Below are 23,076 nucleotides of genomic sequence, written 5' to 3'. Positions count from 1 at the left end.
CCGGCGCTACTGCCGTGAGAGGGCAGCGTGCTAGGCCGCTACACAACGGGGGCGAGATCACTCGAAGTGATCAGCTGGGCTACCAGGACTCGAACCTAAACTAACGGAACCAGAAACCGTCGTGCTGCCAATTACACCATAGCCCAAGGAACTTCCGTACCCCCGACCGGATTCGAACCGGCGCTACTGCCGTGAGAGGGCAGCGTGCTAGGCCGCTACACAACGGGGGCTTTTGGCGATCCTGCGTCTCGGGGACATCGGGTGCGACCCGGTTGTTCCCGCGGGAAGGATCTGTACCCCCGACCGGATTCGAACCGGCGCTACTGCCGTGAGAGGGCAGCGTGCTAGGCCGCTACACAACGGGGGCGAGATCACTCGAAGTGATCAGCTGGGCTACCAGGACTCGAACCTAGACTAACGGAACCAGAAACCGTCGTGCTGCCAATTACACCATAGCCCATTGATACGCAAGCCCTGGGGCCCGGTATCCGCTTCGCGCTTTCTTTCGGGCGTTCATCCCGTCCGGCGGCGCAGGAAGAACATTACCCGAAGGTCGACGGCGCTCCAAAACGGGTATCGCCGAGCAGCCCCGGCAGCTCGGCGAGGCCGCCGATGCGGTGCACGCCCTCGGGGACCGCCTCGCGCGCGCGGCGTCCGGCGCGGTCGAGCCAGACCCCGACGAGGCCCGCGTCGACCGCGCCACGTGCGTCGATCCAGGGTTCGTCGCCCACGTACGCGATCTCGGCCGGCGCCAGCCCGAGGGCCCGCGCGGCGGCGCGGAAGGCGCCCGGGTCGGGCTTGGAGACGCCGAGTTCGGCGGCGCACAGCAGGGTCTCGAAGCGGTCGCCGAGGCCGAGGGAGCCGAGCTTGGGTCCCTGCACGCTGACGGAGGAGTTGGAGAGGACGCCGTGGCGGTGGCTCGCCGCGAGGGCGTCGAGGGCGGGCAGGACGTCCGCGAAGAGCGTCCAGGCGGCCTCGTAGTGCCCGAAGTACGCCTCGAACCACGCGTCGGCCTCCGCGTCGCCCAGCGGGGTGTCGAGGAAGTCCCGTACGCGGTCCCTGCGCTGTTCCAGGAAGCCGACGCCGCCCGCGGCGAAGCGCCCCCAGTGGCGCCGGGTCAGCGTCCTCCAGCGGGCGAGCGCCGCCTCGGGGCCGCCGAAGCGCTCCAGGAGGCCCTCGGCGCGCAGGTGCGCGGCGAGACCGGCGGTGTCGGCGCCCGTGTAGTCGAAGAGGGTATCGTCCACGTCCCACAGGACGGCCTTGACCTCTGTATTCGCTGCCACGCCGCCGAGGATAGGCGCGGACCCGCGCGGACGCGCGAGGGGCGGGCCCCCGAAGGACCCGCGCGCACGCCCGAGGGGCGGGCCCCGGAAGGTGGTTCCGGTGCCCGCCCCTCGGGACGCGCGTCTCACGCGGCGGCAGCGCGCGACCCGTCCGCTGACGCGGCGCGGGCCGCCCGCCGGCTCAGGCGGCCAGCTTCGCCAGCGCCGCGTCGATGCGCCGAAGCGTCTTCTCGCGGCCCAGGATCTCCAGGGACTCGAAGAGCGGGAGGCCGATGGTGCGCCCGGTGACCGCGACGCGGACGGGGGCCTGCGCCTTGCCGAGCTTGAGACCGTGCTCGGTGCCGGCCGCGAGGACCGCCTCCTTGAGCGCCTCGGCCTTCCAGTCGGCCTCGGCGATCTTGGCGCGGGCCGTGGTCAGGAGGGCGTCGGAGCCCTCCTTCATCGCCTTGTTCCACGAGGTCTCGTCGATCGCGGGCTCGTCGAGGAAGAGGAAGTCGACGTTGGCCGTGATGTCCGAGAGGACGGTGAGGCGGGTCTGCGCGAGCGGCGCGAGGGCGGCGAAGGCGGCAGGGTCGAAGGCGTCCGGGGCCCAGTTCGCGAAGGGGGCCTTGAGCCAGGGCGCGCAGCGCGCGGTGAAGTCCTCGACCGAGAGCATCCGGATGTGATCGCCGTTGATCGACTCGGCCTTCTTCAGGTCGAAGCGCGCCGGGTTGGCGTTCACGTCGGAGATGTCGAACTTCGCGATCATCTGGTCGAGCGTGAAGATGTCCTCGTCGGCCGAGAACGACCAGCCGAGCAGCGAGAGGTAGTTGAGCAGGCCCTCGGGGAGGAAGCCGCGCTCACGGTAGAGGTTGAGGCTCGCCTGCGGGTCGCGCTTGGAGAGCTTCTTGTTGCCCTCGCCCATGACGTAGGGGAGGTGCCCGAAGGCGGGGATCTCCTTGGCGAGGTCCAGTTCGATGAGCGCCTCGTACAGGGCGATCTGCCGGGGCGTGGAGGAGAGCAGGTCCTCGCCGCGCAGGACGTGGGTGATCTCCATCAGGGCGTCGTCGACCGGGTTGACGAGCGTGTAGAGCGGGGCGCCGTTGGCGCGGACGATGCCGTAGTCCGGGACGTTCTCGGGCGCGAAGGTCAGCTCGCCGCGCACGAGGTCGGTGAAGGTGATCGTCTTGTCCGGCATCCGGAAGCGGACGATGGGCTTGCGGCCCTCGGCCTCGTAGGCGGCGACCTGCTCGGCGCTCAGGTCGCGGCAGTGGCCGTCGTAGCCGGAGGGGCGCCCCGCGGCGCGCGCGGCCTCGCGGCGCGCGTCCAGCTCCTCGGTCGTGCAGTAGCAGCGGTAGGCGCGCCCGGACTCCTCCAGGCGGCGCGCGACGTCGCGGTAGACGTCCATGCGCCGCGACTGGCGGTACGGGGCGTGCGGGCCGCCGACCTCGGGGCCCTCGTCCCAGTCGAGGCCGAGCCAGCGCAGGGAGTCGAGGAGCGCCTCGTAGGACTCCTCCGAGTCGCGGGCCGCGTCGGTGTCCTCGACGCGGAAGACCAGGGTGCCCTGGTGGTGCCGCGCGAAGGCCCAGTTGAACAGGGCGGTGCGGACGAGACCGACGTGGGGGTTGCCGGTCGGGGAGGGACAGAAACGTACGCGGACGGTGCCGTCGTTAGCCACGCTTGATCACCTTGTTGGTGAGAGTGCCGATGCCTTCGATGTGGACGGCGACCTCGTCGCCGACGCTGAGCGGGCCGACCCCTGCCGGGGTGCCCGTGAGGATGACGTCGCCCGGGAGCAGGGTCATGGCCTCGGTGACGTGGACGACGAGGTCCTCGACCGAGCGCAGCATGTCGCTCGTGCGCCCGAGCTGGCGTTGCTCGCCGTTGACGGTGCACTGGAGCGTGAGGTCGGCCGGGTCGAGGTCCGTCTCGATCCAGGGGCCGAGCGGGCAGGCGCCGTCGAAGCCCTTGGCGCGGGCCCACTGCTGCTCGCGGCGCTGGGCGTCGCGGGCGGTGACGTCGTTGGCACAGGTGTAGCCGAGGATCACGTCCTTGGCGCGTTCGCGGGGCACCTCGCGGCACATGCGGCCGATCACGACGGCGAGTTCCGCCTCGTACGACAGCTCCTCGGTGAAGGAGGGGTACGGGATGGGGTCGCCGGGGCCGCTCACGGAGGTGGAGGGCTTGAGGAAGGTGACCGGGTACTCGGGGACCTCGTTGCCCATCTCCTTGGCGTGCTCCGCGTAGTTGCGGCCCACGGCCACGACCTTGCTGGGCAGCGTGGGCGGCAGGAGGCGGACCTTGTCCAGGGGGACCTTGGTGCCCGACAGCTCGAACTCGGCGAACGGAATGCCCTTGATGATGTCGAGGACGAGCCCGTCGGGGCCTTCGCCCTCGACGGCTCCGAAGGCCACATTGCCGTCGATGGAGAATCTGGCGATGCGCACGGCTGGCGGGTGCCCCTCTGTTCGTTGCGGCTCGTGGGTTTCCGGCTCGCCGTCCCGCGGGTATGACCGCCGGTAACGGGGGCAGGCGCGACGCGGAGAACCGCTTCCCCAGGCTAACGCGTACGGGCCCCGTCCCCCTCCACCACAACCGGCACACGACCTCCCCATGTGAGTTTGCTCACGAGCGCCGCTCGAAACCGGGGCATTTCGCCCTGCCGTCCCGAGCCGGTGAATCGGTCATCAGGGTACGGACCAAGGCATTCCGCCCGCCACCTCCCCCGCACGGGCCCGAGCGGGGCGGGGTCGGCGCATGCGGGATCAGACCCGTATGCCCGTAATGTGCAAGATCGTTTCGCACTCCTCGTGATGCGCCCGGCACACGCCGTCACAGGCTCCGGCGAGGGTTCTTCGGACCTTGTTGGAGATCCCCGGCTGTGCTGGAATTCCCGGGACCGCCGCGGGTTTCGGCCGGCACGCGAGGGCGCAACGCAGCGCCGAGCGGCGGTCAAGGGGAGACGCGCCGGTCACTACGACCACCCGGGGGTTCACGGACCTCCACGACTCGACACCGTCCCGAACGCCACGGCGCGAGGGGCGCCTGGTCCAGAGGTTGCGACGCTAGTGCAGGGACGTTTCAAGAGGGATGGCAGTGCTCCGGCCGAGCCGGAGCCGAACGGCGCGACCGACCGCGGCGCCGCTGCCCCGCACGCACCGCAGCAGGGGCTGAGCACCGCGGGCCAGGAGGAGCACGCACCCGAGGGCGGCGAGAGCGCGCGCGACAAGAACGACAAGCCGGGGAAGGCCGACAAGGCCGAGAAGAAGCCCAAGGCGAAGGCGAAGGCGGGCCCGAGCGGGCCCGGCTCGCGAATAGCCCTGCGCAACTGGCGCATCTCGACCCGTCTGGTCTCGCTCCTGGTGCTCCCGGTGGCGGCGGCGACCACCCTCGGTGGCATCCGCATCAGCGACTCCCTCGACGACATCCAGCAGCTCGACAACATGAAGCTGCTCACCGACATGACGAAGCAGGCCACCGAGCTGGCGGCCGCGCTCCAGGACGAGCGCGACCAGTCGGCCGGGCCGCTCTCGCACAAGGTCAAGGCGACCGACTACTCGGTCGCGAGCTGGCGTCAGAAGACGGACCGCCAGGTCGCCACGTTCCTCCAGAACACCAAGGACATCACCGGCAACAACGAGCTGAACGGTGTCCGCAGCAACCTCGACGCCATCACCAAGCGCGTCGCCCAGCTCAAGGCGATCCGCCGCGACGCCTACGCCGACGACGCCTCCATCACGCAGACCGTCGACGCCTACAGCCAGCTCATCGACCAGCTGCTCAGCCTCTCCCAGGAGATGGCGCAGGCGACGTCGAACCCCGAGATGGTCCAGCGCACCCGCGCGCTCGCCGCGTTCTCCTCCGCGAAGGAGTACGCCTCCATCCAGCGCGCCGTACTCGCCGCCGCGCTGCCGCCGAACAAGAAGGACTTCGGCAAGCTCTCCGAGACCGATCGCCGCTACGCCCTCAACGCGCTGAGCAACGAGGACGACGAGATCAACCAGTTCAAGGAGATCTACGGCGCCTACTCGGGCGATCCGGAGGACCTGCTCAAGCCGATCGACCCGGACGAGCAGCCCACCATCAAGAGCGCGCGCGACTTCGCCCAGGGCTCCCTGAGCACCCAGGGCGGCATGGAGCTGCGCGCCAAGCGGTCCTACCGGGACTGGACGGACTCGGCGTCCGAAGAGATCAACCAGATGAAGACCATCGAGCTGACGCTGCTCGGCCAGATGGAACAGAAGGCGCGTGAGCTGCGGCAGAGCGCCGAGCGCGACGCCATCATCAACGGTGCCCTGATCATCCTCGTCCTGGGCGTCTCGCTCGTCGGCGCCTTCGTCGTCTCGCGGTCCATGATCCGTTCGCTGCGGCGCCTCCAGGACACCGCGACGAAGGTCGCCCAGGAGCGACTGCCCGAACTCGTCGGCCAGCTCTCCGAGTCGGACCCGCAGGACGTGGACCTCTCGGTGGAGTCCGTCGGTGTCCACTCGCGCGACGAGATCGGGCGCGTGGCCACGGCCTTCGACGACGTGCACCGCGAGGCGGTCCGCCTCGCCGCCGAACAGGCCATGCTGCGCGGCAACGTCAACGCGATGTTCACGAACCTCTCGCGCCGCAGCCAGGGCCTCATCCAGCGTCAGCTCTCGCTCATCTCCGAACTGGAGTCCCGCGAGGCCGACCCGGACCAGCTCTCCTCGCTCTTCAAGCTCGACCACCTCGCGACCCGTATGCGCCGTAACGGTGAGAACCTCCTCGTCCTCGCCGGCGAGGAGCCGGGCCGCCGCTGGACGCGCCCGGTACCGCTCGTCGACGTGCTGCGCGCCGCGGCCTCCGAGGTGGAGCAGTACGAGCGCATCGAACTCTCCGCCGTCCCCTCGACCGAGGTGGCCGGACGCGTCGTCAACGACCTCGTCCACCTGCTCGCCGAGCTCCTCGAGAACGCGACGTCGTTCTCCTCGCCGCAGACCAAGGTCAAGGTGACCGGGCACGCGCTGCCCGACGGGCGGGTGCTCGTCGAGATCCACGACACCGGCATCGGCCTCTCGCCCGAGGACCTCGCGGCGATCAACGAGCGCCTCGCGGCGCCGCCGACGGTGGACGTCTCGGTCTCGCGCCGCATGGGTCTCTTCGTGGTCGGCCGCCTCTCGCAGCGCCACGGCATCCGCATCCAGCTCCGCCCCTCCGACTCCGGCGGCACGACGGCACTCGTCATGCTGCCCGTCGACGTCGCGCAGGGCGGCCGCAAGGCTCCGGGCAAGCCCGGCGCGCCCGGCGGACAGGGCGGCCCCGCCGCCGCGCAGGCCGCGGCGGGTGCCGCCGCGGCGCGCCGCGCCCCCGCGGGCGCGCTCGGCGGCGGTCACGGCGGACCCGGTCAGGGCGGACCCGGTCAGGGCGGACCCGGCGGCAAGCGGCTCGGTGCCGGGCCCGAGCGTGGCCAGGTCGGCCCCGGCGGCGCTCCGCGCGCCGCGCTGCCCGCCCGCGGCAACGCCCCGCAGGCCCCGGCCGGTCGCGACGCCTTCCCGCAGGTCGGCGGCGAGCGCCCGCAGCAGGCTCCGGGCAACCTCTTCGGCGATACGCGACAGGGGCCGCCGCAGGGCGGCGCCCGCCCCGTACCTCCGCAGGACAACGGGCAGGGCGCCTTCGGCGGCGGCCGGACCGCGCCGATCCCGCCGCAGCGCCGCGCCCCGCAGGGCGAGGGCCAGGACGGCCGTCCGCAGCTTCCGCCGCGCGGCGGCCCGCGCGCCGAGCTGCCCGGCGGCACCCCGCCGCAGCAGCCCGTGCCCGCCGACCGGCAGCAGCCCTCGGCGCCGTGGGAACCACAGGGCCAGGACGCGCCGCGCGGGCACGACGAGCCGCGCGGCCCGCGCCAGGGCTTCGCCACGCCCCGCGACGACAGCGGCCCCGGTTCGACGGCGCAGTTCCCCGCGATCACCCCCGACATGCCGGCCCCCGAGGGCGTCGGGCGCTACGAGGCGCCCGGCGGTCCCGCGTCGACCGGCGCGTTCCCCGCCGTCGGCCCCGCGAACACGCGGGGCCCGCAGGGCGGGTACGGGGCGGAGGACACCGGCGCCTGGGCCCGCCCGCAGGAGGGGTACGCGCCCGGCGGCCAGAGCCAGGACGGCGGTTACCCGCCGCACCAGGACCAGCGCCAGGGCCAGCCCCCCGAGCAGCGGCCGGACGCGCGGCAGGACCAGGGCGCGCCCGGTCAGGGCCGGCAGCAGGGCTACGGCTACGACGAGGCCGCCCGGCAGCAGCAGGGCGGCTGGTCGCCGCAGGACACCGGTCAGTTCCCCACGCCGGGTGCCCCGTACGGGCAGGCGAACGGCTACGACAGCGGTCAGTACCCGGCTGCCTCCGAGACCGGCCAGTTCCCCGCGCCGCAGCAGGGGCAGTACCAGGGCGAGCCGGGTGCCTACCAGGGGGCGTCCGAGACCGGGCAGTTCCCTGTGCCGCCGCAGCAGGGTCAGTACCAGGACCCGGCGCAGACCGGCCAGTTCCCCACCGCCTCGCAGACCGGCCAGTTCCCCGCCGCCCCCTACCCCGAGGACGGACGCCCCGGCGCGTACGAGGAAGGGCCGGCCGCGCAGCCACGCGCTCCGCGCCAGCCCGGTCCCCAGGGACCGCAGGCGCCGCAGGGCCAGGGCGGGTTCACGGCCAGCGAGACCTCCTCCTTCCCGGTGAACACCGGCTACGAGCCGCCCAGGGCGCCGCGTCCCGAGGGGCCGCCCGCGCGCGAACTCCCGCGTCGTGGCCCCGCCGAGAACGCGTTGCCCGCGGCCGGTCCCGGCGACGGTCGCACCCCGCTGTACGACACGCTGGAGACGAGCTGGTTCCGCGGCCCGCAGCCCGCCGGGCAGGAGGAGCAGCCCGAGCCGCCGCACGCGGCCGAGCCGCCCCGTACCACCGGTCCCCAGCGACCCGCCGACGAGACCCTCCGTTCCGCCGCAGCGCCCGAGGGCGCCGCGGAGACCCCGGCCCAGGGCCCGGGCGCGCTGCCCGCGCAGACCGGCCAGGACTCCTGGCGCGCTTCGCCCAACGACGAGTTGGTGCGGCAGGCGGAGCGGGTGCGGCAGCCCTCGGCGGGCGGCGTCACCACCTCCGGACTCCCGCGCCGGGTGCCCCGCGCCAACCTGGTGCCCGGTACCGCTCAGCAGCAGCCGCAGCAGCAGACGGGTCCCCAGGTCTCCCGGGCGCCCGACGACGTGCGCGGCCGGCTGACCAATCTCCGCAGGGGCATCCAGCAGGGCCGCTACCAGGCCGGCAACAGTCTGCGTCCGTCCGGTGAGAACCGGCCGAACGAGGGCTACCCCCGCCCCTCTCACCAGCAGGAGCGCTAGTTGACCCCCATGAGCCAGGCGGCACAGAACCTGAACTGGCTGATCACCAATTTCGTGGACAACACCCCTGGGGTGTCGCACACGGTGGTGGTCTCCGCCGACGGACTCCTCCTCGCGATGTCCGAAGGCTTTCCCCGCGACCGCGCCGACCAGCTCGCGGCCGTGGCCTCCGGTCTCACCTCGCTCACCGCGGGGGCTTCCCGGATCTTCGAGGGCGGCACCGTCAACCAGACGGTCGTGGAGATGGAGCACGGCTTCCTCTTCATCATGTCCGTCTCGGACGGCTCTTCCCTCGCCGTGCTCGCCCACCCCGAGTGCGACATCGGCCTCGTCGGTTACGAGATGGCTCTTCTGGTGGACCGGGCGGGGGCCGTGCTGACGCCGGACCTGCGCGCGGAACTCCAGGGCAGCCTGCTCAACTGACGCCCGCTCACCCGCCACCCCGCCCGGCCGCATCAGCCCCCCACCGGCCACAGCCTGACGGCGCCGAGACCATCCGCTGTTCCGCCCGGAGGATTGCATGACACCGCCCACCGCACCGCACGACCCGTACGGGAATCCGCCCTCCGCCGGCTACGCGGTCGAGGGTGACCAGCCCCTGGTGCGGCCCTACGCGATGACGGGCGGCCGCACCCGGCCCCGTTACCAGCTCGCCATCGAGGCGCTGGTCAGCACGACGGCGGACCCGATGCAGATGTCGGGCCTGCTCCCGGAACACCAGCGGATCTGCCACCTGTGCCGCGAGGTCAAGTCGGTGGCGGAGGTCTCCGCGCTTTTGACGATGCCCCTCGGCGTGGCCCGGATTCTCGTCGCCGACCTGGCGGAGGCCGGTCTCGTCGCGATCCACCAGCCCGGCGGCGACGAGAACGCCGGCGGCCAGCCAGACGTGACACTGCTCGAAAGGGTGCTCAGTGGACTTCGCAAGCTCTAGTGGCGAACCGGGACGGTCGACCACCAGCGCGAAAATCGTGGTCGCCGGCGGCTTCGGCGTGGGCAAGACGACCTTCGTCGGCGCCGTCTCGGAGATCAACCCGCTGCGCACCGAGGCCGTCATGACGAGCGCGAGCGCCGGCATCGACGACCTCACCCACACCGGCGACAAGACCACCACCACCGTCGCCATGGACTTCGGCCGCATCACCCTCGACCAGGACCTCATCCTCTACCTGTTCGGCACCCCCGGACAGGACCGCTTCTGGTTCATGTGGGACGACCTCGTCCGCGGCGCCATCGGCGCCATCGTCCTCGTCGACACCCGCCGCCTCGCCGACTGCTTCCCCGCCGTCGACTACTTCGAAAACTCGGGCCTCCCCTTCGTCATCGCCCTCAACGGCTTCGAAGGACACCAGCCCTACACCCCCGACGAAGTACGCGAAGCACTCCAGATCGGCCCCGACACCCCCATCATCACCACCGACGCCCGCCACCGCGCCGACGCCAAATCCGCCCTCATCACCCTCGTCGAACACGCCCTCATGGCCCGCCTCAAGTGAGGTCGCGAGGGCCCGGTGAGGGCCCCGTGCGGCTCGGGTGAAGGCCGCGGGACGGGGCCGGCGCGCCGCACGGCGCGCCCGCTCCGCCCCGCTGTGTCCTTCGACACGGTGTCGACAGGGTTCATAACGTTTCGACAGAGAATTGACCGCGCGCCACCACGCGCAGCGCCCGCGCGGTGCCGCTGCGCGCACACGAGTCCCGGCTTTTGCCGGGGCTCGTTCTTTTATGCCCCTTTTATTAGCGTGCCGCGGCGTCTCGGGTGTCCGGAAGACCACTTCCGCAGAACGTTTGGCGGCGCACGGCGGAGCGTGCTGAAATCGCTGAACTGCCCAGTAGCAGGGTGGTGAGCTGCCCACGGTTGAGGGCCTGAGAACGTCAGCGGCACGCGAGAAGTGCCGACGCCGAGAGGTTGTTGGTCGAGTGAGGCGAAGCACGAAGGGCTCAGGCCCGGCGGAGCGGGCCCGGGGGAACTTCACCCCGCCCGCCGGCGCCGAGGCGCCCGCCGGAGTGCGGGAGAACGGGAGCCCCGCCTCCGCCCGCGGCAGCCGGCTGTCGCCCCGCAACTGGCGGGTGCCGACCCGGCTGAACGCGATCCTGCTCATACCCGTCATCGTCGGCCTCGTCATGGGCGGCTTCCAGGTGAAGGGGTCGATCGACACCTGGCAGGAGGCCGAGGACGCGAAGAACGTCGCCCGGCTCGTCCAGGCCGCCGCGACCTACGGCAACCGGCTCACCGAGGAACGCGACATCAGCGCCCAGCCCCTGCTGGAGGGCAAGCGCGAGGACCCGGCCGTCCTCAAGGCGCGCGCGGCGACCGACACGGCGGCCAAGCGCTTCGACGTCGCGGCCAGGAACCTCCCCCACACCGCCGCCCTCGACCGGCGCATGGCCGACTTCCGCTCGGTGGAGCCGAAGCTCGGTCCGCTGCGCCAGGCCGCGTACACCAAGAAGCTCACCGGTGTGCGGACGGAGGAGGGCTACCTCCAGATCCAGCACCCGCTCATGGAGTTCGCCAACGAGCTGGGTCTGGGCACCGGCAACGTCACGACGTACGGCCGCTCGGTCTACGCGATCGCGCTCTCGAAGTCGGCGCTCTCCCTGACCCGTTCCATCGGCGTGCACCTGTGGGTCAAGCCGGGCCCCGGCACGGCCGACGCGACGAAGCAGCGCGTCGCGCTCTCCTCGTACGCCTACCTGGAGGGCATCGCCGAGAAGGAGTACACCTCCAGCGCGCGGCCCGAGGATGTCAAGCGGCTCGACGCGGAGCTGAAGGAGGCCGCGCTCCAGATCAAGCGGAACGCCGCCAAGGCCGCCGTCTCCTCCGCGAAGGAGGGCGGCAGCGGGGTCACGCCGCCCGCGACCGAGGCGATGCTCGCGCAGCTCGGCTCGCCCGCTTCCACGCGGAAGTCGCTCGGCGACCGCGGCATCACCCCCGAGACGTGGTGGGCCTCGACGACGCCGCGCGTCACCGCGTACCGCACCGTCGAGTCCGAGCTGACCGAGCACGCGGTGACCGAGGCGATGCAGATCGCCGACGACGCCAAGCGCGACACGCTCCTCGTCTCGGCGGCCGTCGTCGCCGCCCTGCTGCTCGCCTTCCTCATCGCGGGGATGATGGCGCGGCAGATGAGCAAGTCGATGCGGCGCCTGCGCACGGAGGCCTTCGGCATAGCGCAGAAGCGGCTGCCCTCCCTCGTCGACCAGCTCTCGCGCACCGATCCGGGCCGCGTGGACACGCGCGTCACGCCCCTGCCGATCACCTCGACCGACGAGATCGGCGAGGTCGCCCGCGCCTTCGACCAGGTGCACCGCGAGGCGGTCAGGCTCGCCTCCGAACAGGCCCTCCTGCGCGGCAACATCAACGCCATATTCACCAACCTCTCGCGGCGCAACCAGTCCCTCATCGAGGGGCAGCTCACCCTCATCACGGACCTGGAGAACCACGAGGCCGAGCCCGAGCAGTTGGAGAACCTCTTCAAGCTCGACCACCTCGCGACCCGTATGCGCCGCAACGGCGAGAACCTCCTCGTCCTCGCGGGCGAGGAGCCCGGCCGCCGCTGGGACCAGCCGGTACCGCTCGTCGACGTGCTGCGCGCCGCCTCCTCCGAGGTCGAGCAGTACGAGCGCGTCGAGCTCTCGGGGGTGCCCGAGGCCGAGATCCACGGCCGCGCCGTGACCGACCTCGTCCACCTGCTCTCCGAACTCCTGGAGAACGCCACCACGTTCTCCTCGCCGCAGACGAAGGTACGGGTCACGGCGACGCGCATGCCGGACGGCCGCGTCGTGGTCGAGATCCACGACAAGGGCATCGGCCTCACGGCGGAGGACTTCGCCGACATCAACCACCGGCTCGCCAACCCGCCGGTCGTGGACGCGGCGATCTCGCAGCGCATGGGGCTCTTCGTGGTCGGGCGGCTCTCCGACCGGCACGGCATCCGGGTCCAGCTGCGCCCCTCGGGCGAACAGGCGGGCACGACCTCGCTCGTCATGCTCCCCGAGGCGATCACGCACGGCGGGGGCGGGCAGGCCGGTCAGGAGAACGAGTTCACCGTCTCCTCGATGATCCCCTCGCAGCCGCACGCCGAACAGGGCCCGGGCCACGCGCCGCTGCGCACCGCCGCCGAACTCGGCTTCGACGACACCCGCTACGGGGCCAGGCAGCACGCCCTGCCCGCCGGCGAGAACCCGGCCGGGCTCGACCCGGTGGGCCGCTCACTGTTCCGCGAGGAGCGCCGCGCGGCCCTGGAGGCCCAGACGCACACGCAGGAGCCCGCGCCCGAGCAGCGCCGGGACGAGGGCCGACCGCCCTTCCGCGCCGAGGCCGCGCCGGGCCCGTACGAGGGCGGGGGCGGACAGTACGAGAACGGCGGCACCCCCGCGCCGTACGGCGCCTACCAGGAACCGGCCCCCCAGCCCTCCTACGGCGAGGGCCAGGACTACGCGCAGGGCTATCCGGCTCCGTACGAGAGCGGTCAGGCCGGTTACCGCGGCGACGGCGGCCCCGCCTCCGCCCCGGACGGGAACGCCTACGCTCCGCAGCCGTCGTACCCCGGCTTCGGGCAGGGGGCGTACCCCGGCGCCGAGGCCGGGACGCCGGGCGCCGAGGGCGGCTACCCGGCGCGGGAACAGGGCGAGTACGCCCCGCAGTCCGCCTACACGCCCTATCCGGAGCCCCCGCACGCCACCTACGCGCCGGAAGCCGCCGGGGCCGGGCCCTACCCGGCCGCCCCTCACCAGGAGGAGTGGCAGCAGGGGACCGGGCACGGCGGCGCCCCCGGGGGTGAAGCGGAATCCCTCGCGCGCGCTCCCCAGCAGGACGCCGACCGCGTAGGCTTCGGCCCGCACGGTGCCGCCGCCGAGCAGGAGGGCGGGGTGACCGAAGCAGGTCTGCCGCGCCGGGCTCCCGCCGCGGGGGCCGGTGAGGTGACGGACCGTCAGGGATGGGACAATGGCCCGAGCGGCACCCCACCCCAGGACGGCTCGCCCGCGGGCGAGCAGCCGCAGGCGGAGCAGGCCCCCGGTTCCTCGGCCCACTCGGCCAACGAGGACCGCGCCCAGCGCGCGAGCGGCCTGCGCCGTCCGCAGGCGGGCGGGGTCACCTCCTCCGGTCTGCCGCGCCGGGTGCCCAGGGCCAATCTGGTCGAGGGCGCGGCGGAACAGAGCCCGCAGGGCGGCCCCCAGGTCTCCCGCGCTCCCGAGGACGTCCGCGGCCGGCTCAGCCGGCTCCGCAACGGCGTCGCCAGGGGCCGCACCGCGGGAGGCGACACGAATGGCACGAACAGTCGGGGTTCCGGCCCCGACAGCACCTACGACCAGGAGCGTTAGCGTGAGCCCGATGAGCCAGGCGGCACAGAACCTGAACTGGTTGATCACCAATTTCGTGGACAACACCCCCGGGGTGTCGCACACGGTGGTCGTCTCCGCCGACGGTCTTCTCCTCGCGATGTCCGAGGGTTTCCCGCGCGACCGCGCCGACCAGCTCGCGGCCGTGGCCTCGGGCCTGACCTCGCTGACCGCGGGCGCCTCCCGGATCTTCGAGGGCGGCACCGTGAACCAGACGGTGGTCGAGATGGAGCGGGGCTTCCTCTTCATCATGTCCATCTCGGACGGTTCCTCGCTCGCGGTCCTCGCCCACCCCGAGGCCGACATCGGCCTCGTCGGTTACGAGATGGCCCTGCTCGTGGACCGCGCGGGCTCCGTCCTGACCCCGGACCTGCGCGCGGAACTCCAGGGTGGTCTGCTCAACTGACGCTTTTCTCAACCATCAGACAAGCGGTGCGTTTTGGCGTCCCGGGGCCGTAAGGTTTCGGGACGCGGCTCCACACTGACGGCGCCCGGACAGCAGGAGGAGGAAGAACGTGACGACACCCCCCGGTGGTTCGCCTGCCGACTGGTCCCACGGCCAGGGCGGGTACCAGGGTGACGGACCGGGTCCGCACTCCTTCCCAGGGCAGCAGCAGGACGAGCAGCGGCACGACGAGTGGCAGCAGGCCGCGTGGCAGTACGGGCAACGGCAGGAGCCGGGCCCCGAACAGCCGTACGGGCAGCGCCAGTCGTACGGGGAACAGCGGCCGTACGGCGAGCGGCAGCCGCAGGAGCGGCAGTCGTACGAGCAGCAGTCGTACGGGGAACAGCGGTCGTACGGGGACCAGCAGGACCCCTTCGACTCGTACCCGTACCCCCATCCCGGCCAGCAGCAGCCGCCCCGGCCCGCTCAGCCGCGGCAGCAGCCGACGCACCCGCAGCAGCGACAGCCCGTAGGGCCCGACGGGCCCCGTGCCCCCCTGCCGCGCCAGAACGCGGCCGGCGGCGCCGGTGGTTCGGCCGGGCGCGGCCCGAGTCCGCTCGTGCGGCCGTACGCGATGACCGGTGGCCGCACCCGGCCCCGTTACCAGCTCGCCATCGAGGCGCTGGTCAGCACCACCGCTCAGCCTTCGCAGATGCAGGGGCAGTTGCCCGAGCATCAGCGGATCTGCAATCTGTGCCGGGAGATCAAGTCAGTAGCGGAGATCTCGGCGCTCCTTTCCATTCCCCTCGGCGTGGCCCGGATTCTCGTCGCCGACCTGGCGGAGGCCGGTCTCGTCGCGATCCACCAGCCCGGCGGCGACGAGAACGCCGGCGGCCAGCCAGACGTGACACTGCTCGAAAGGGTGCTCAGTGGACTTCGCAAGCTCTAGTGGCGAACCGGGACGGTCGACCACCAGCGCGAAAATCGTGGTCGCCGGCGGCTTCGGCGTGGGCAAGACGACCTTCGTCGGCGCCGTCTCGGAGATCAACCCGCTGCGCACCGAGGCCGTCATGACGAGCGCGAGCGCCGGCATCGACGACCTCACCCACACCGGCGACAAGACCACCACCACCGTCGCCATGGACTTCGGCCGCATCACCCTCGACCAGGACCTCATCCTCTACCTGTTCGGCACCCCCGGACAGGACCGCTTCTGGTTCATGTGGGACGACCTCGTCCGCGGCGCCATCGGCGCCATCGTCCTCGTCGACACCCGCCGCCTCGCCGACTGCTTCCCCGCCGTCGACTACTTCGAAAACTCGGGCCTCCCCTTCGTCATCGCCCTCAACGGCTTCGAAGGACACCAGCCCTACACCCCCGACGAAGTACGCGAAGCACTCCAGATCGGCCCCGACACCCCCATCATCACCACCGACGCCCGCCACCGCGCCGACGCCAAATCCGCCCTCATCACCCTCGTCGAACACGCCCTCATGGCCCGCCTGCGGTGACAAGCGCGTGCGAAAGGGCCCGTACTCCTGGGGAGTACGGGCCCTTTCGGCATTCTCCGCGGCGGTTCAGCGCCAGCTGTGCGGGGCGTGGAAGCCGTTCTCGCGCTCCAGGCGGCGCCAGCCGGCCCGGGCGGCGCGGACGGACCGCTCGCTGGGGGGCGCGGCTGCGGTCTCGGCGGCGCGGGCGAGGAGCACTGCGGTCAGGGCCGCGAGTTCCTCGGGCTCGGCGTGGCCCTTCTCGACGCGCAGGAGGCCGGGGTCGACGGTGACGGGCTCGCTCATGTCGTTCCGTTCTGCTTCGTAGGGGTTCGGGTGGCCTCGCGGGCGCTCACTGCGGCGGGTTGCCGTGCTTGCGCGAGGGAAGATCGGCGTGCTTGGTGCGGAGCATCGCGAAGGAGGCGATGAGCACCTCGCGGGTCTCGGCGGGGTCGATGACGTCGTCCACAAGGCCGCGCTCGGCCGCGTAGTACGGGTGCATCAGCTCCGACTTGTACTCCTTGACCATCTTCTGCCGCATGGCCTCGGGGTCGTCGGCGGCGGCGATCTGGCGGCGGAAGATGACGTTCGCGGCGCCCTCGGCGCCCATGACGGCGATCTCGTTGGTGGGCCAGGCGTAGGTGAGGTCGGCACCGATGGACTGCGAGTCCATGACGATGTAGGCACCTCCGTACGCCTTCCGCAGGATCAGCGAGATCCGGGGGACGGTCGCGTTGCAGTACGCGTAGAGGAGCTTCGCGCCGTGCCGGATGATCCCACCGTGCTCCTGGTCGACGCCCGGGAGGAAGCCGGGGACGTCCAGGAGGGTGAGGAGCGGGATGTTGAAGGCGTCGCACATCTGCACGAAGCGCGCGGCCTTCTCGCTCGCCTCGATGTCGAGGACGCCCGCGAGGGACTGCGGCTGGTTGGCGATGATGCCGACGACCTGGCCGTCGAGACGGCTCAGGGCGCAGATGATGTTGGTCGCCCAGCGCTCGTGGACCTCCAGGAACTCGCCGTCGTCGACGAGCTCCTCGATGACCTTGCGCATGTCGTAGGGGCGGTTGCCGTCGGCGGGGACGAGGTCGAGGAGGACGTCGCCGCGGCGGTCCGCCGGGTCCTCGCTCTCGGCGGCCGGGGGGTTCTCGCGGTTGTTCTGCGGGAGCAGCGAGAGGAGGTAGCGGACCTCGGCGAGGCAGGTCTCCTCGTCGTCGTACGCGAAGTGGCAGACGCCGGAGGTCTCGGCGTGGACGTCGGCGCCGCCGAGCCCGTTCTGCGTGATCTCCTCGCCGGTGACGGCCTTGACGACGTCGGGTCCGGTGATGAACATCTGCGAGGTCTCGCGGACCATGAAGACGAAGTCGGTGAGCGCCGGGCTGTAGGCGGCGCCGCCCGCGCAGGGGCCGAGCATGACGGAGATCTGCGGGATGACGCCAGAGGCCTTGGTGTTGCGCTGGAAGATGCCGCCGTAGCCCGCGAGCGCGGAGACGCCCTCCTGGATGCGGGCGCCGGCGCCGTCGTTGAGCGAGACGAGCGGGGCCCCGGCCGCGATGGCCTTGTCCATGATGTTGTGGATCTTCGCGGCGTGGGCCTCACCGAGCGCGCCGCCGAAGATCCGGAAGTCGTGCGCGTAGACGAAGACGGTGCGTCCGTCGACGGTGCCCCAGCCGGTGATCACGCCGTCGGTGTAGGGCTTCTTCGCCTCCAGGCCGAAGCCGGTGGCGCGGTGCCGCCGCAGCTGCTCGACCTCGTGGAAGGAGCCGGGGTCGAGGAGCAGGTCGATCCGCTCGCGCGCGGTGAGCTTCCCCTTGGCGTGCTGGGCCTCGGTGGCCCGGTCGCTGGGGCCTCGCAGCGCCTCGGCACGTACCGCGAGCAGTTCCGCCACACGGCCCTTGGCGTCCTTGGGCTCGTCCGGGGTCGCGTCCGGCGTCTCGTCCAAAACGGTCATGTAGCGACCATACGAAATCGGGCGCGACAAAGGGTCCGTCGGGTCCGCACAGTCTCGCGCGGCATTTCCTGGTGTCCTTGCACAGAAACACGGGGAGGGTGCGGTCAGGCCCCGCGTAAGGGGGTGCGGCTCTTGTCGGGGTCCGACAAGAGGCGGCCGGGGGCTTGGTACGAGAGATGCGCCACAGGGCGGTGCGGGAGGGAGCGGGGTCTTGTCCGGTCCCTCCCGCATCCGCCACCGCGGCGCGACTCAGCAGCCGCCGCAGGTCTTGAAGGTCACGTCCCAGTGGCTGCCCTCGTCGGCGTAGAGATTGCCCGAGGCCGCCTGCCACTGCGGGTAGCCGTCGCCGCGCAGCCCGATGTACGTGAAGGTGTTCTTGACGTAATTGGTCAGGCACGTGTTCTTGCCGAAGTCGAGCTTGTAGCCGTTCCAGTGCGAGTACGTTCCCGAGGCGTGCCCTGTCTCGGTGCCGCCGGTGATGTTGAGGGCGCAGCCCGAGGCGGACTTGAGGGTCTGGGCGCCCTGGGCGGTGGCGAGGTTGAGCTGGTCGAAGGACGTACAGGTGGACACGTCGCGGTTCGAGCAGCCGCCGGACGAGGACCACGTGATGCCGGAGGCGCTGAACATCGAGGTCGCGGTGGCATGGCTGATCTTGTCGACGGCGAAGGCGGGGGCGGCGGCGAGCGCGCCGACGCCGGGGGCGAAGAGGGCGGCGCCGAGGAGGGCGCCGGTGGCGAGGAGGGGGCGCAGGCGGGGGGTGGCGGGCATGAACGGTCTCCTGTGCACGCGTCGGGTCATGGGGGTGGCGCGGTGGAGCAGGGTGATCGTGCCGTACGGGACGGGCGGGGCGCCAGAGGGCCTCGGCGTTCACCCGGCCGGGTGTGCGGCGGGTGCGGTGAGGGGCCGCGCGCCGCGAGGATGGGCCGTGTCCGGGCGAGCCCACGCACTAACTGTTGAAACTTGAACGGGATGGGTTTACTCTCGGCCGTGTCGTTGAAAGTTCAACCTTCAACGACGTTCGTCCCCCTTCTTTCCCAAGGAGCAACCATGGGTCTCTTCGGCCGCAAGAACGAGAACGCCACCCCCGAGGCCGCCGCGCCCGCCGCCGTCAGCCCCGACCTCGCCGCGCTGACCGGTGACTACACGATCGACCCGGTGCACTCGGCGCTCGGCTTCTCGGCGCGCCACGCCATGGTCACCAACGTGAAGGGCTCCTTCAAGGACTTCGAGGGCACCCTGCGCCTCGACGGCGCCGACCCCTCCCGTTCCAGCGCCTCGCTCGACGTCAAGCTCGACAGCGTCGACACGGGCGCGCCCGACCGGGACGGCCACCTCAAGAGCGCCGACTTCTTCGACGTCGAGAACCACCCGCTGATGACCTTCCGCTCCACCTCCGCCGAGGCGCTCGGCGGCGACGAGTACCGCATCACGGGCGACCTCACGATCCACGGCACGACCAAGCCGCTCACGATCGACCTGGAGTTCAACGGCTCCGCGAAGGACCCCTTCGGCAACGAGCGCGTCGGCTTCGAGGGCAAGGCGGAGATCCTGCGCTCGGAGTGGGGCCTCACGTACAACGCGGCCCTGGAGACCGGCGGCGTCCTCGTCTCGGACAAGATCAAGCTGACGTTGGAGATCTCGGCGATCAAGAACGCGTGAGCGAAGCGCGGGGCGGAGGCGAGTCCGCGACGCGGGGGGCGCCCGCGAGGCGGGGCGCGGGCGTGAGCCCGCGAGGCGGGGTGGGTTCGCCCGGGTGTATGCCCCGTCTCGGCCGTACGTCCCCCTCCCCCGGTGCCCCTCTCGGCGCCCTCCGGTCCGGCCGGAGGACGGCGAGGGGGGCATCGTCGTGCGTGCGGGGCGGCGCCGGGGCTCAGGCCGGGGCGTGGTGGGGGAGGCCGGCGGCCAGGGGGGTGCCGGTGAGAAGGGTGGGGGCGAGGTCCTCGCCGTACCAGCCGGTGGCCCAGGGGCCCCACCAGGCGGGGTCGGCCTCCCAGTAGGGGCGGCGGCCCAGGGCGGTGGGGACGGTGCGTACGGCGGGGGGCCCGCCCGCGCGCAGGAGGGCCGCGTCGGCGGCGCAGACCGGGACGGGGCGCGGCGCCGCACCGGGCGGGGCCCAGGTCACGTCGAGCGCCGAGGGCCCGTGCCCCGGGTCGAAGAAGCAGGGCGGCCTGCGGTCGGGCACCGGGACGCCCGCGCGGCGGGCGCGCAAGGTCGCGAGGCTGTGGCCGCCCTCCTCCAGGGCGCGCGTGACGGCGCGCAGACCGGCGGGCGCGCGTACGGCGGCGAGGAGGGAGCGGGCCTGGTCGAGGGCGTCGAGCGCGCGTTCGTGGTCGGCCCGGCGGGTGTCGTCCGCGCCGGGTTCGGCGGGGTGGAAGTCGAGCCCTTCGAGTTGTTCGGTGAAGGCGGCGAGGTCCTCCTCGGCGGCGGCGCGCAGTTTGTCGAGCACGTCGGCGTGGGCGCGCTCGCGCCGGCTCCGGCGGCGGCGCAGCACCGCCCAGGTCCCGGCGAGGACGAGGACGAAGGCGCCGGAGGCGAGGAGGGCGGGGACGAGGGGGCTGTCGTCGTCCTCGGCGAGGCCCCAGGAGGCGGGGGCCGCTCCGCGCGCGGAGCGCAGCGTGAGCCGTACGAAGGCGTCGAGTTGCCGCGGCAGGGCCTGCGCGCGCACCGCCGACACGGCGCGGCGCACCGTGTCGGCGGCCAGGACCGTGTCGTCGGCGCGCGCGTGCAGGGTGTCGCCGAGGCGCACCGCGTAGACGCCCGCGATGCCCGTCGACTGCCGCAACTCGTCGAGGAGTTGCCCGGCGCGGCTGCCGCTCGGCAGCACGGCGACGAAGACGGCCCGGTCGCCGTCCTCGATGCGCCGTTCCAGGGCCCGCTCCCCCGCCTTCGAGAACTCCGCGCGCATCGCGGGGTCCACGTACACCGGGTCGGCGCGCAGCGCGCGCGCGACGGACCGCACCCCGGCGTCCGCGGCCAGCGCCGCCGGGGCCGCCGCGAGGAAGGAACCGAGGGCGAGCAGGAGGGTGAGGAGCGGGGCGAGGAGCCGGGGGGCCACGCGGGTGCGGGGGCCGGGCAGCACTCGTACCACGCGGGGGCGGCGGCGACGGGCCTGGGCTGGTGCCACGCGGGGGCGGGGCGCGGGCGGGAGCGGTGCCACGCGGGGGCGGGTGGGGGCGGCGGCGACCGGCCGGGGAGCGACCGCGGGGCGGCCCGGCCTGATCTGGTTCATGCGTTCGACGCTAGCCGAGGGGGAGCCCCGGGCCGAGCGGCAAAAGCTTCCTTTTACACCTTGCGGCCCGGGTCTTTTCCCTCGTCCACCCGTGCGGGTCACTCCCCACCCGCGCGCGTTCCCCGCGTCACTCGGAAGGGGTGGCCCCGGCGCGCAGCAAGCCGTACGTGTAGGCGTCCTCCAGGGCCTGCCACGAGGCGGCGATGACGTTGTCCGCGACGCCCACCGTCGACCACTCCGTGGCACCGTCGCCCGTGGAGATGAGGACGCGCGTCGTGGACTCGGTGCCGTGGCGGCCCTCCAGGATGCGCACCTTGTAGTCGGTGAGGCGGAAGCTCGCGAGTTCGGGGTGGATGCGCTCCAGGGCGACGCGCAGCGCGCGGTCGAGCGCGTTGACGGGGCCGTTGCCCTCGGCGGTCGCGACGAGGCGCTCGCCCTTGGCCCACAGCTTCACCGTCGCCTCGTTGGCGTGGCTGCCGTCGGGGCGGTCCTCGACGATGGCCCGCCAGGACTCCGTACGGAAGAAGCGCGGCGCGCGGCCCTCGGCCTCGGTGCGCAGCAGGAGTTCGAAGGAGGCGTCGGCCGCCTCGTAGCTGTAGCCCTTGAGTTCGTGCTCCTTGACGCGCGCGACGACGCGGCCGACGAGTTCCCTGTCGCCCGACAGGTCGATGCCGAGTTCCCTGCCCTTGAGCTCGACGGAGGCGCGACCGGCCATGTCGGAGACGAGCATGCGCAGCCGGTTGCCGACGAGTTCGGGTTCGATGTGCTGGTAGAGCGCGGGATCGACCTTGATCGCGGAGGCGTGGAGGCCGCCCTTGTGCGCGAAGGCGGAGACGCCGACGTAGGGCTGGTGCGTCGCGGGGGTGAGGTTGACGACCTCGGCGATGGCGTGCGAGATGCGCGTCATCTCGCGCAGCGCGCCCTCGGGGAGCACCTGTCGCCCGTACTTCAGCTCAAGGGCGGCGACGATGGGGAAGAGGTTGGCGTTGCCGACGCGTTCGCCGTAGCCGTTCGCCGTGCCCTGGACGTGGGTCGCGCCGGCGTCGACGGCGGCGAGGGTGTTGGCGACGGCGCAGCCGGAGTCGTCCTGGGCGTGCATGCCGAGGCGGGCCCCGGTGTCGGCGAGGACGGTCTGCACGATCGCGCCGACCTGCGCGGGCAGCATCCCGCCGTTGGTGTCGCACAGCACGACGACGTCGGCGCCCGCCTCGTGCGCGGTGCGGACCACGGCCTTCGCGTACTCGGGGTTCTCGCGGTAGCCGTCGAAGAAGTGCTCGCAGTCGAGGAAGACGCGGCGGCCCTGGGCGCGCAGGTGCGCGACGGTGTCGGCGATCATCGCGAGGTTCTCGTCGAGCGTCGTGCGCAGGGCGAGTTCGACGTGGCGGTCGTGGGACTTGGCGACGAGCGTGATGACGGGGGCCCCGGAGTCGAGGAGGGCCTGGACCTGCGCGTCGTCGGCGGCCTTGGTGTGCGCGCGGCGGGTGGAGCCGAAGGCGACGAGCTGGGCGTGCCGGAAGGGGACCTCCTTCTGGACGCGGGCGAAGAACTCGGTGTCGCGCGGGTTGGCGCCCGGCCAGCCGCCCTCGATGAAGCCGACGCCGAAGTCGTCGAGGTGGCGGGCGATCGTCAGCTTGTCGGCGACGGTGAGGTTGATGCCCTCGCGCTGGGCACCGTCGCGCAGGGTCGTGTCGAAGACGTGGAAGTCACGGGCGACGGCGGCGTCGGCGGTGGGGGCCGTGGCGGCTGGGGCGGTGGCGGCGGGGGAGGTGGCGGCGCCGGGAGTGGGGGCCGGGTCCTGGGCGTCGGGCGTTGCGGTCATGGGCTGGGGCTCCTGTGGGAATCGGAAAGGGGGCTGCGTGGTGGCTCCGTCGCCTCTCCACTCGCGTCGCTCCGTCCGTCGGCCGGGTGGGGCCGGAAACGAAAAAGACCCCTCGCGGGTGCGAGAGGTCTGCGCGCGGGTCCGAGGCTCGGTGGCCGTGACCGCGAAGGTGTGGATCGCGGGTCAGCGGCCACGAAGGACCGGCGCGCTGCGGCCGATAATCATGGCGCGAACGAGCATGGAGGCAGTGTGCCACAGCGGCGCGCGGGGGT

At 72.4% G+C, this 23,076-nt stretch carries 17 protein-coding genes and 5 tRNA genes (1 of these 22 running past the window's edge); 9 read left to right on the top strand and 13 right to left on the bottom strand.

Features of this window, described 5'->3' with window-relative positions; genetic code table 11:
• The 8 genes from ACIP4O_RS14775 to ACIP4O_RS14740 form a co-directional block, all read right to left on the bottom strand.
• A tRNA-Glu gene (locus tag ACIP4O_RS14775) sits at positions 1-53 on the bottom strand; it reaches 120 nt to the left of the window's first position.
• A 21-nt stretch (positions 54-74) separates the two neighbouring features.
• A tRNA-Gln gene (locus ACIP4O_RS14770) sits at positions 75-146 on the bottom strand.
• A gap of 11 nt (positions 147-157) precedes the next feature.
• Positions 158-230 (bottom strand) — tRNA-Glu (locus ACIP4O_RS14765).
• A gap of 64 nt (positions 231-294) precedes the next feature.
• Positions 295-367 (bottom strand) — tRNA-Glu (locus ACIP4O_RS14760).
• A 21-nt stretch (positions 368-388) separates the two neighbouring features.
• Positions 389-460, bottom strand: a tRNA-Gln gene (locus ACIP4O_RS14755).
• A gap of 82 nt (positions 461-542) precedes the next feature.
• Positions 543-1,283 (bottom strand): HAD family hydrolase, encoded by a 741-nt coding sequence (locus ACIP4O_RS14750; protein ID WP_401574823.1) that lies wholly within the window; start codon positions 1,281-1,283, stop codon positions 543-545.
• A gap of 181 nt (positions 1,284-1,464) precedes the next feature.
• Positions 1,465-2,940, bottom strand: a complete 1,476-nt coding sequence (gene gltX / locus ACIP4O_RS14745) for a glutamate--tRNA ligase (protein WP_401574822.1) — start codon at positions 2,938-2,940, stop codon at positions 1,465-1,467.
• Positions 2,933-3,709 (bottom strand): fumarylacetoacetate hydrolase family protein, encoded by a 777-nt coding sequence (locus tag ACIP4O_RS14740; protein ID WP_401574821.1) that lies wholly within the window; start codon positions 3,707-3,709, stop codon positions 2,933-2,935. Before ACIP4O_RS14740 ends, gltX begins: the two co-directional genes overlap by 8 nt.
• A gap of 621 nt (positions 3,710-4,330) precedes the next feature.
• Here ACIP4O_RS14740 and ACIP4O_RS14735 point away from each other — a divergent pair.
• From ACIP4O_RS14735 to ACIP4O_RS14700, 8 genes are all read left to right on the top strand, one after another.
• The gene (locus tag ACIP4O_RS14735) at positions 4,331-8,599 is read left to right on the top strand and encodes a nitrate- and nitrite sensing domain-containing protein (protein ID WP_401574820.1); all 4,269 of its coding nucleotides are present in this window, start codon (positions 4,331-4,333) and stop codon (positions 8,597-8,599) included.
• A 9-nt stretch (positions 8,600-8,608) separates the two neighbouring features.
• Positions 8,609-9,022, top strand: coding sequence for a roadblock/LC7 domain-containing protein (locus ACIP4O_RS14730; protein ID WP_007821711.1), 414 nt, complete (start codon positions 8,609-8,611; stop codon positions 9,020-9,022).
• A 97-nt stretch (positions 9,023-9,119) separates the two neighbouring features.
• Positions 9,120-9,530, top strand: a complete 411-nt coding sequence (locus ACIP4O_RS14725) for a DUF742 domain-containing protein (protein ID WP_008745457.1) — start codon at positions 9,120-9,122, stop codon at positions 9,528-9,530.
• Positions 9,511-10,092 (top strand): ATP/GTP-binding protein, encoded by a 582-nt coding sequence (locus ACIP4O_RS14720; protein WP_008745458.1) that lies wholly within the window; start codon positions 9,511-9,513, stop codon positions 10,090-10,092. The genes ACIP4O_RS14725 and ACIP4O_RS14720 overlap by 20 nt, the downstream gene beginning before the upstream one ends.
• Positions 10,093-10,513: 421 nt before the next feature.
• Entirely contained in the window at positions 10,514-13,918 is a 3,405-nt protein-coding gene (locus ACIP4O_RS14715) for a nitrate- and nitrite sensing domain-containing protein (RefSeq protein ID WP_401574819.1), read from the top strand.
• A gap of 10 nt (positions 13,919-13,928) precedes the next feature.
• Entirely contained in the window at positions 13,929-14,342 is a 414-nt protein-coding gene (locus ACIP4O_RS14710) for a roadblock/LC7 domain-containing protein (protein ID WP_008745460.1), read from the top strand.
• Between the two features lie 109 nt (positions 14,343-14,451).
• Positions 14,452-15,270, top strand: a complete 819-nt coding sequence (locus ACIP4O_RS14705) for a DUF742 domain-containing protein (RefSeq protein WP_401574818.1) — start codon at positions 14,452-14,454, stop codon at positions 15,268-15,270.
• Positions 15,251-15,832, top strand: coding sequence for an ATP/GTP-binding protein (locus ACIP4O_RS14700; protein WP_008745462.1), 582 nt, complete (start codon positions 15,251-15,253; stop codon positions 15,830-15,832). Before ACIP4O_RS14705 ends, ACIP4O_RS14700 begins: the two co-directional genes overlap by 20 nt.
• A gap of 66 nt (positions 15,833-15,898) precedes the next feature.
• On the opposite strand, the gene ACIP4O_RS14695 is transcribed toward ACIP4O_RS14700, so the two are convergent.
• The 3 genes from ACIP4O_RS14695 to ACIP4O_RS14685 all read right to left on the bottom strand — a co-directional run bounded on the left by ACIP4O_RS14695 (position 15,899) and on the right by ACIP4O_RS14685 (position 18,524).
• Entirely contained in the window at positions 15,899-16,114 is a 216-nt protein-coding gene (locus ACIP4O_RS14695; protein WP_401574816.1) for an acyl-CoA carboxylase epsilon subunit, read from the bottom strand.
• A 46-nt stretch (positions 16,115-16,160) separates the two neighbouring features.
• On the bottom strand, positions 16,161-17,756 hold the full coding sequence (locus tag ACIP4O_RS14690; protein ID WP_401574815.1) for an acyl-CoA carboxylase subunit beta: 1,596 nt from the start codon (positions 17,754-17,756) through the stop codon (positions 16,161-16,163).
• 249 nt (positions 17,757-18,005) lie between these two features.
• The gene (locus ACIP4O_RS14685) at positions 18,006-18,524 is read right to left on the bottom strand and encodes a hypothetical protein (protein ID WP_401574813.1); all 519 of its coding nucleotides are present in this window, start codon (positions 18,522-18,524) and stop codon (positions 18,006-18,008) included.
• Positions 18,525-18,803: 279 nt separating this feature from the next.
• On the opposite strand from ACIP4O_RS14685, the gene ACIP4O_RS14680 reads away from it, so the two are divergent.
• Positions 18,804-19,415 (top strand): YceI family protein, encoded by a 612-nt coding sequence (locus tag ACIP4O_RS14680; protein WP_401574812.1) that lies wholly within the window; start codon positions 18,804-18,806, stop codon positions 19,413-19,415.
• A 211-nt stretch (positions 19,416-19,626) separates the two neighbouring features.
• Here ACIP4O_RS14680 and ACIP4O_RS14675 read toward each other — a convergent pair whose 3' ends face one another.
• Both ACIP4O_RS14675 and cimA read right to left on the bottom strand, forming a co-directional pair.
• Positions 19,627-20,985 carry a hypothetical protein gene (locus ACIP4O_RS14675; RefSeq protein ID WP_401574811.1) on the bottom strand — a complete coding sequence of 453 codons (1,359 nt, stop codon included), beginning with the start codon at positions 20,983-20,985 and terminating at the stop codon, positions 19,627-19,629.
• Between the two features lie 127 nt (positions 20,986-21,112).
• On the bottom strand, positions 21,113-22,804 hold the full coding sequence (gene cimA, locus ACIP4O_RS14670) for a citramalate synthase (RefSeq protein ID WP_401574809.1): 1,692 nt from the start codon (positions 22,802-22,804) through the stop codon (positions 21,113-21,115).
• Positions 22,805-23,076: the final 272 nt, after the last annotated feature.

It is taken from the genome of Streptomyces sp. NPDC088923 (assembly GCF_044749745.1).
In the GTDB taxonomy this organism is placed as follows: domain Bacteria; phylum Actinomycetota; class Actinomycetes; order Streptomycetales; family Streptomycetaceae; genus Streptomyces.
The sequence above is the reverse complement of the archived record's forward strand: the minus strand, read 5'-3'. Positions and strand labels throughout refer to the sequence as shown.

Bases quoted from the DNA above. Each gene is read 5' to 3' on its own strand.
- ACIP4O_RS14730 (WP_007821711.1), top strand. From the start codon at position 8,609: ATGAGCCAGGCGGCACAGAACCTGAACTGGCTGATCACCAATTTCGTG.
- ACIP4O_RS14725 (WP_008745457.1), top strand. From the start codon at position 9,120: ATGACACCGCCCACCGCACCGCACGACCCGTACGGGAATCCGCCCTCC.
- ACIP4O_RS14710 (WP_008745460.1), top strand. From the start codon at position 13,929: ATGAGCCAGGCGGCACAGAACCTGAACTGGTTGATCACCAATTTCGTG.
- ACIP4O_RS14695 (WP_401574816.1), bottom strand. From the start codon at position 16,114: ATGAGCGAGCCCGTCACCGTCGACCCCGGCCTCCTGCGCGTCGAGAAG.
- ACIP4O_RS14690 (WP_401574815.1), bottom strand. From the start codon at position 17,756: ATGACCGTTTTGGACGAGACGCCGGACGCGACCCCGGACGAGCCCAAG.
- ACIP4O_RS14685 (WP_401574813.1), bottom strand. From the start codon at position 18,524: ATGCCCGCCACCCCCCGCCTGCGCCCCCTCCTCGCCACCGGCGCCCTC.
- ACIP4O_RS14680 (WP_401574812.1), top strand. From the start codon at position 18,804: ATGGGTCTCTTCGGCCGCAAGAACGAGAACGCCACCCCCGAGGCCGCC.
- ACIP4O_RS14675 (WP_401574811.1), bottom strand. From the start codon at position 20,985: ATGAACCAGATCAGGCCGGGCCGCCCCGCGGTCGCTCCCCGGCCGGTC.
- cimA (WP_401574809.1), bottom strand. From the start codon at position 22,804: ATGACCGCAACGCCCGACGCCCAGGACCCGGCCCCCACTCCCGGCGCC.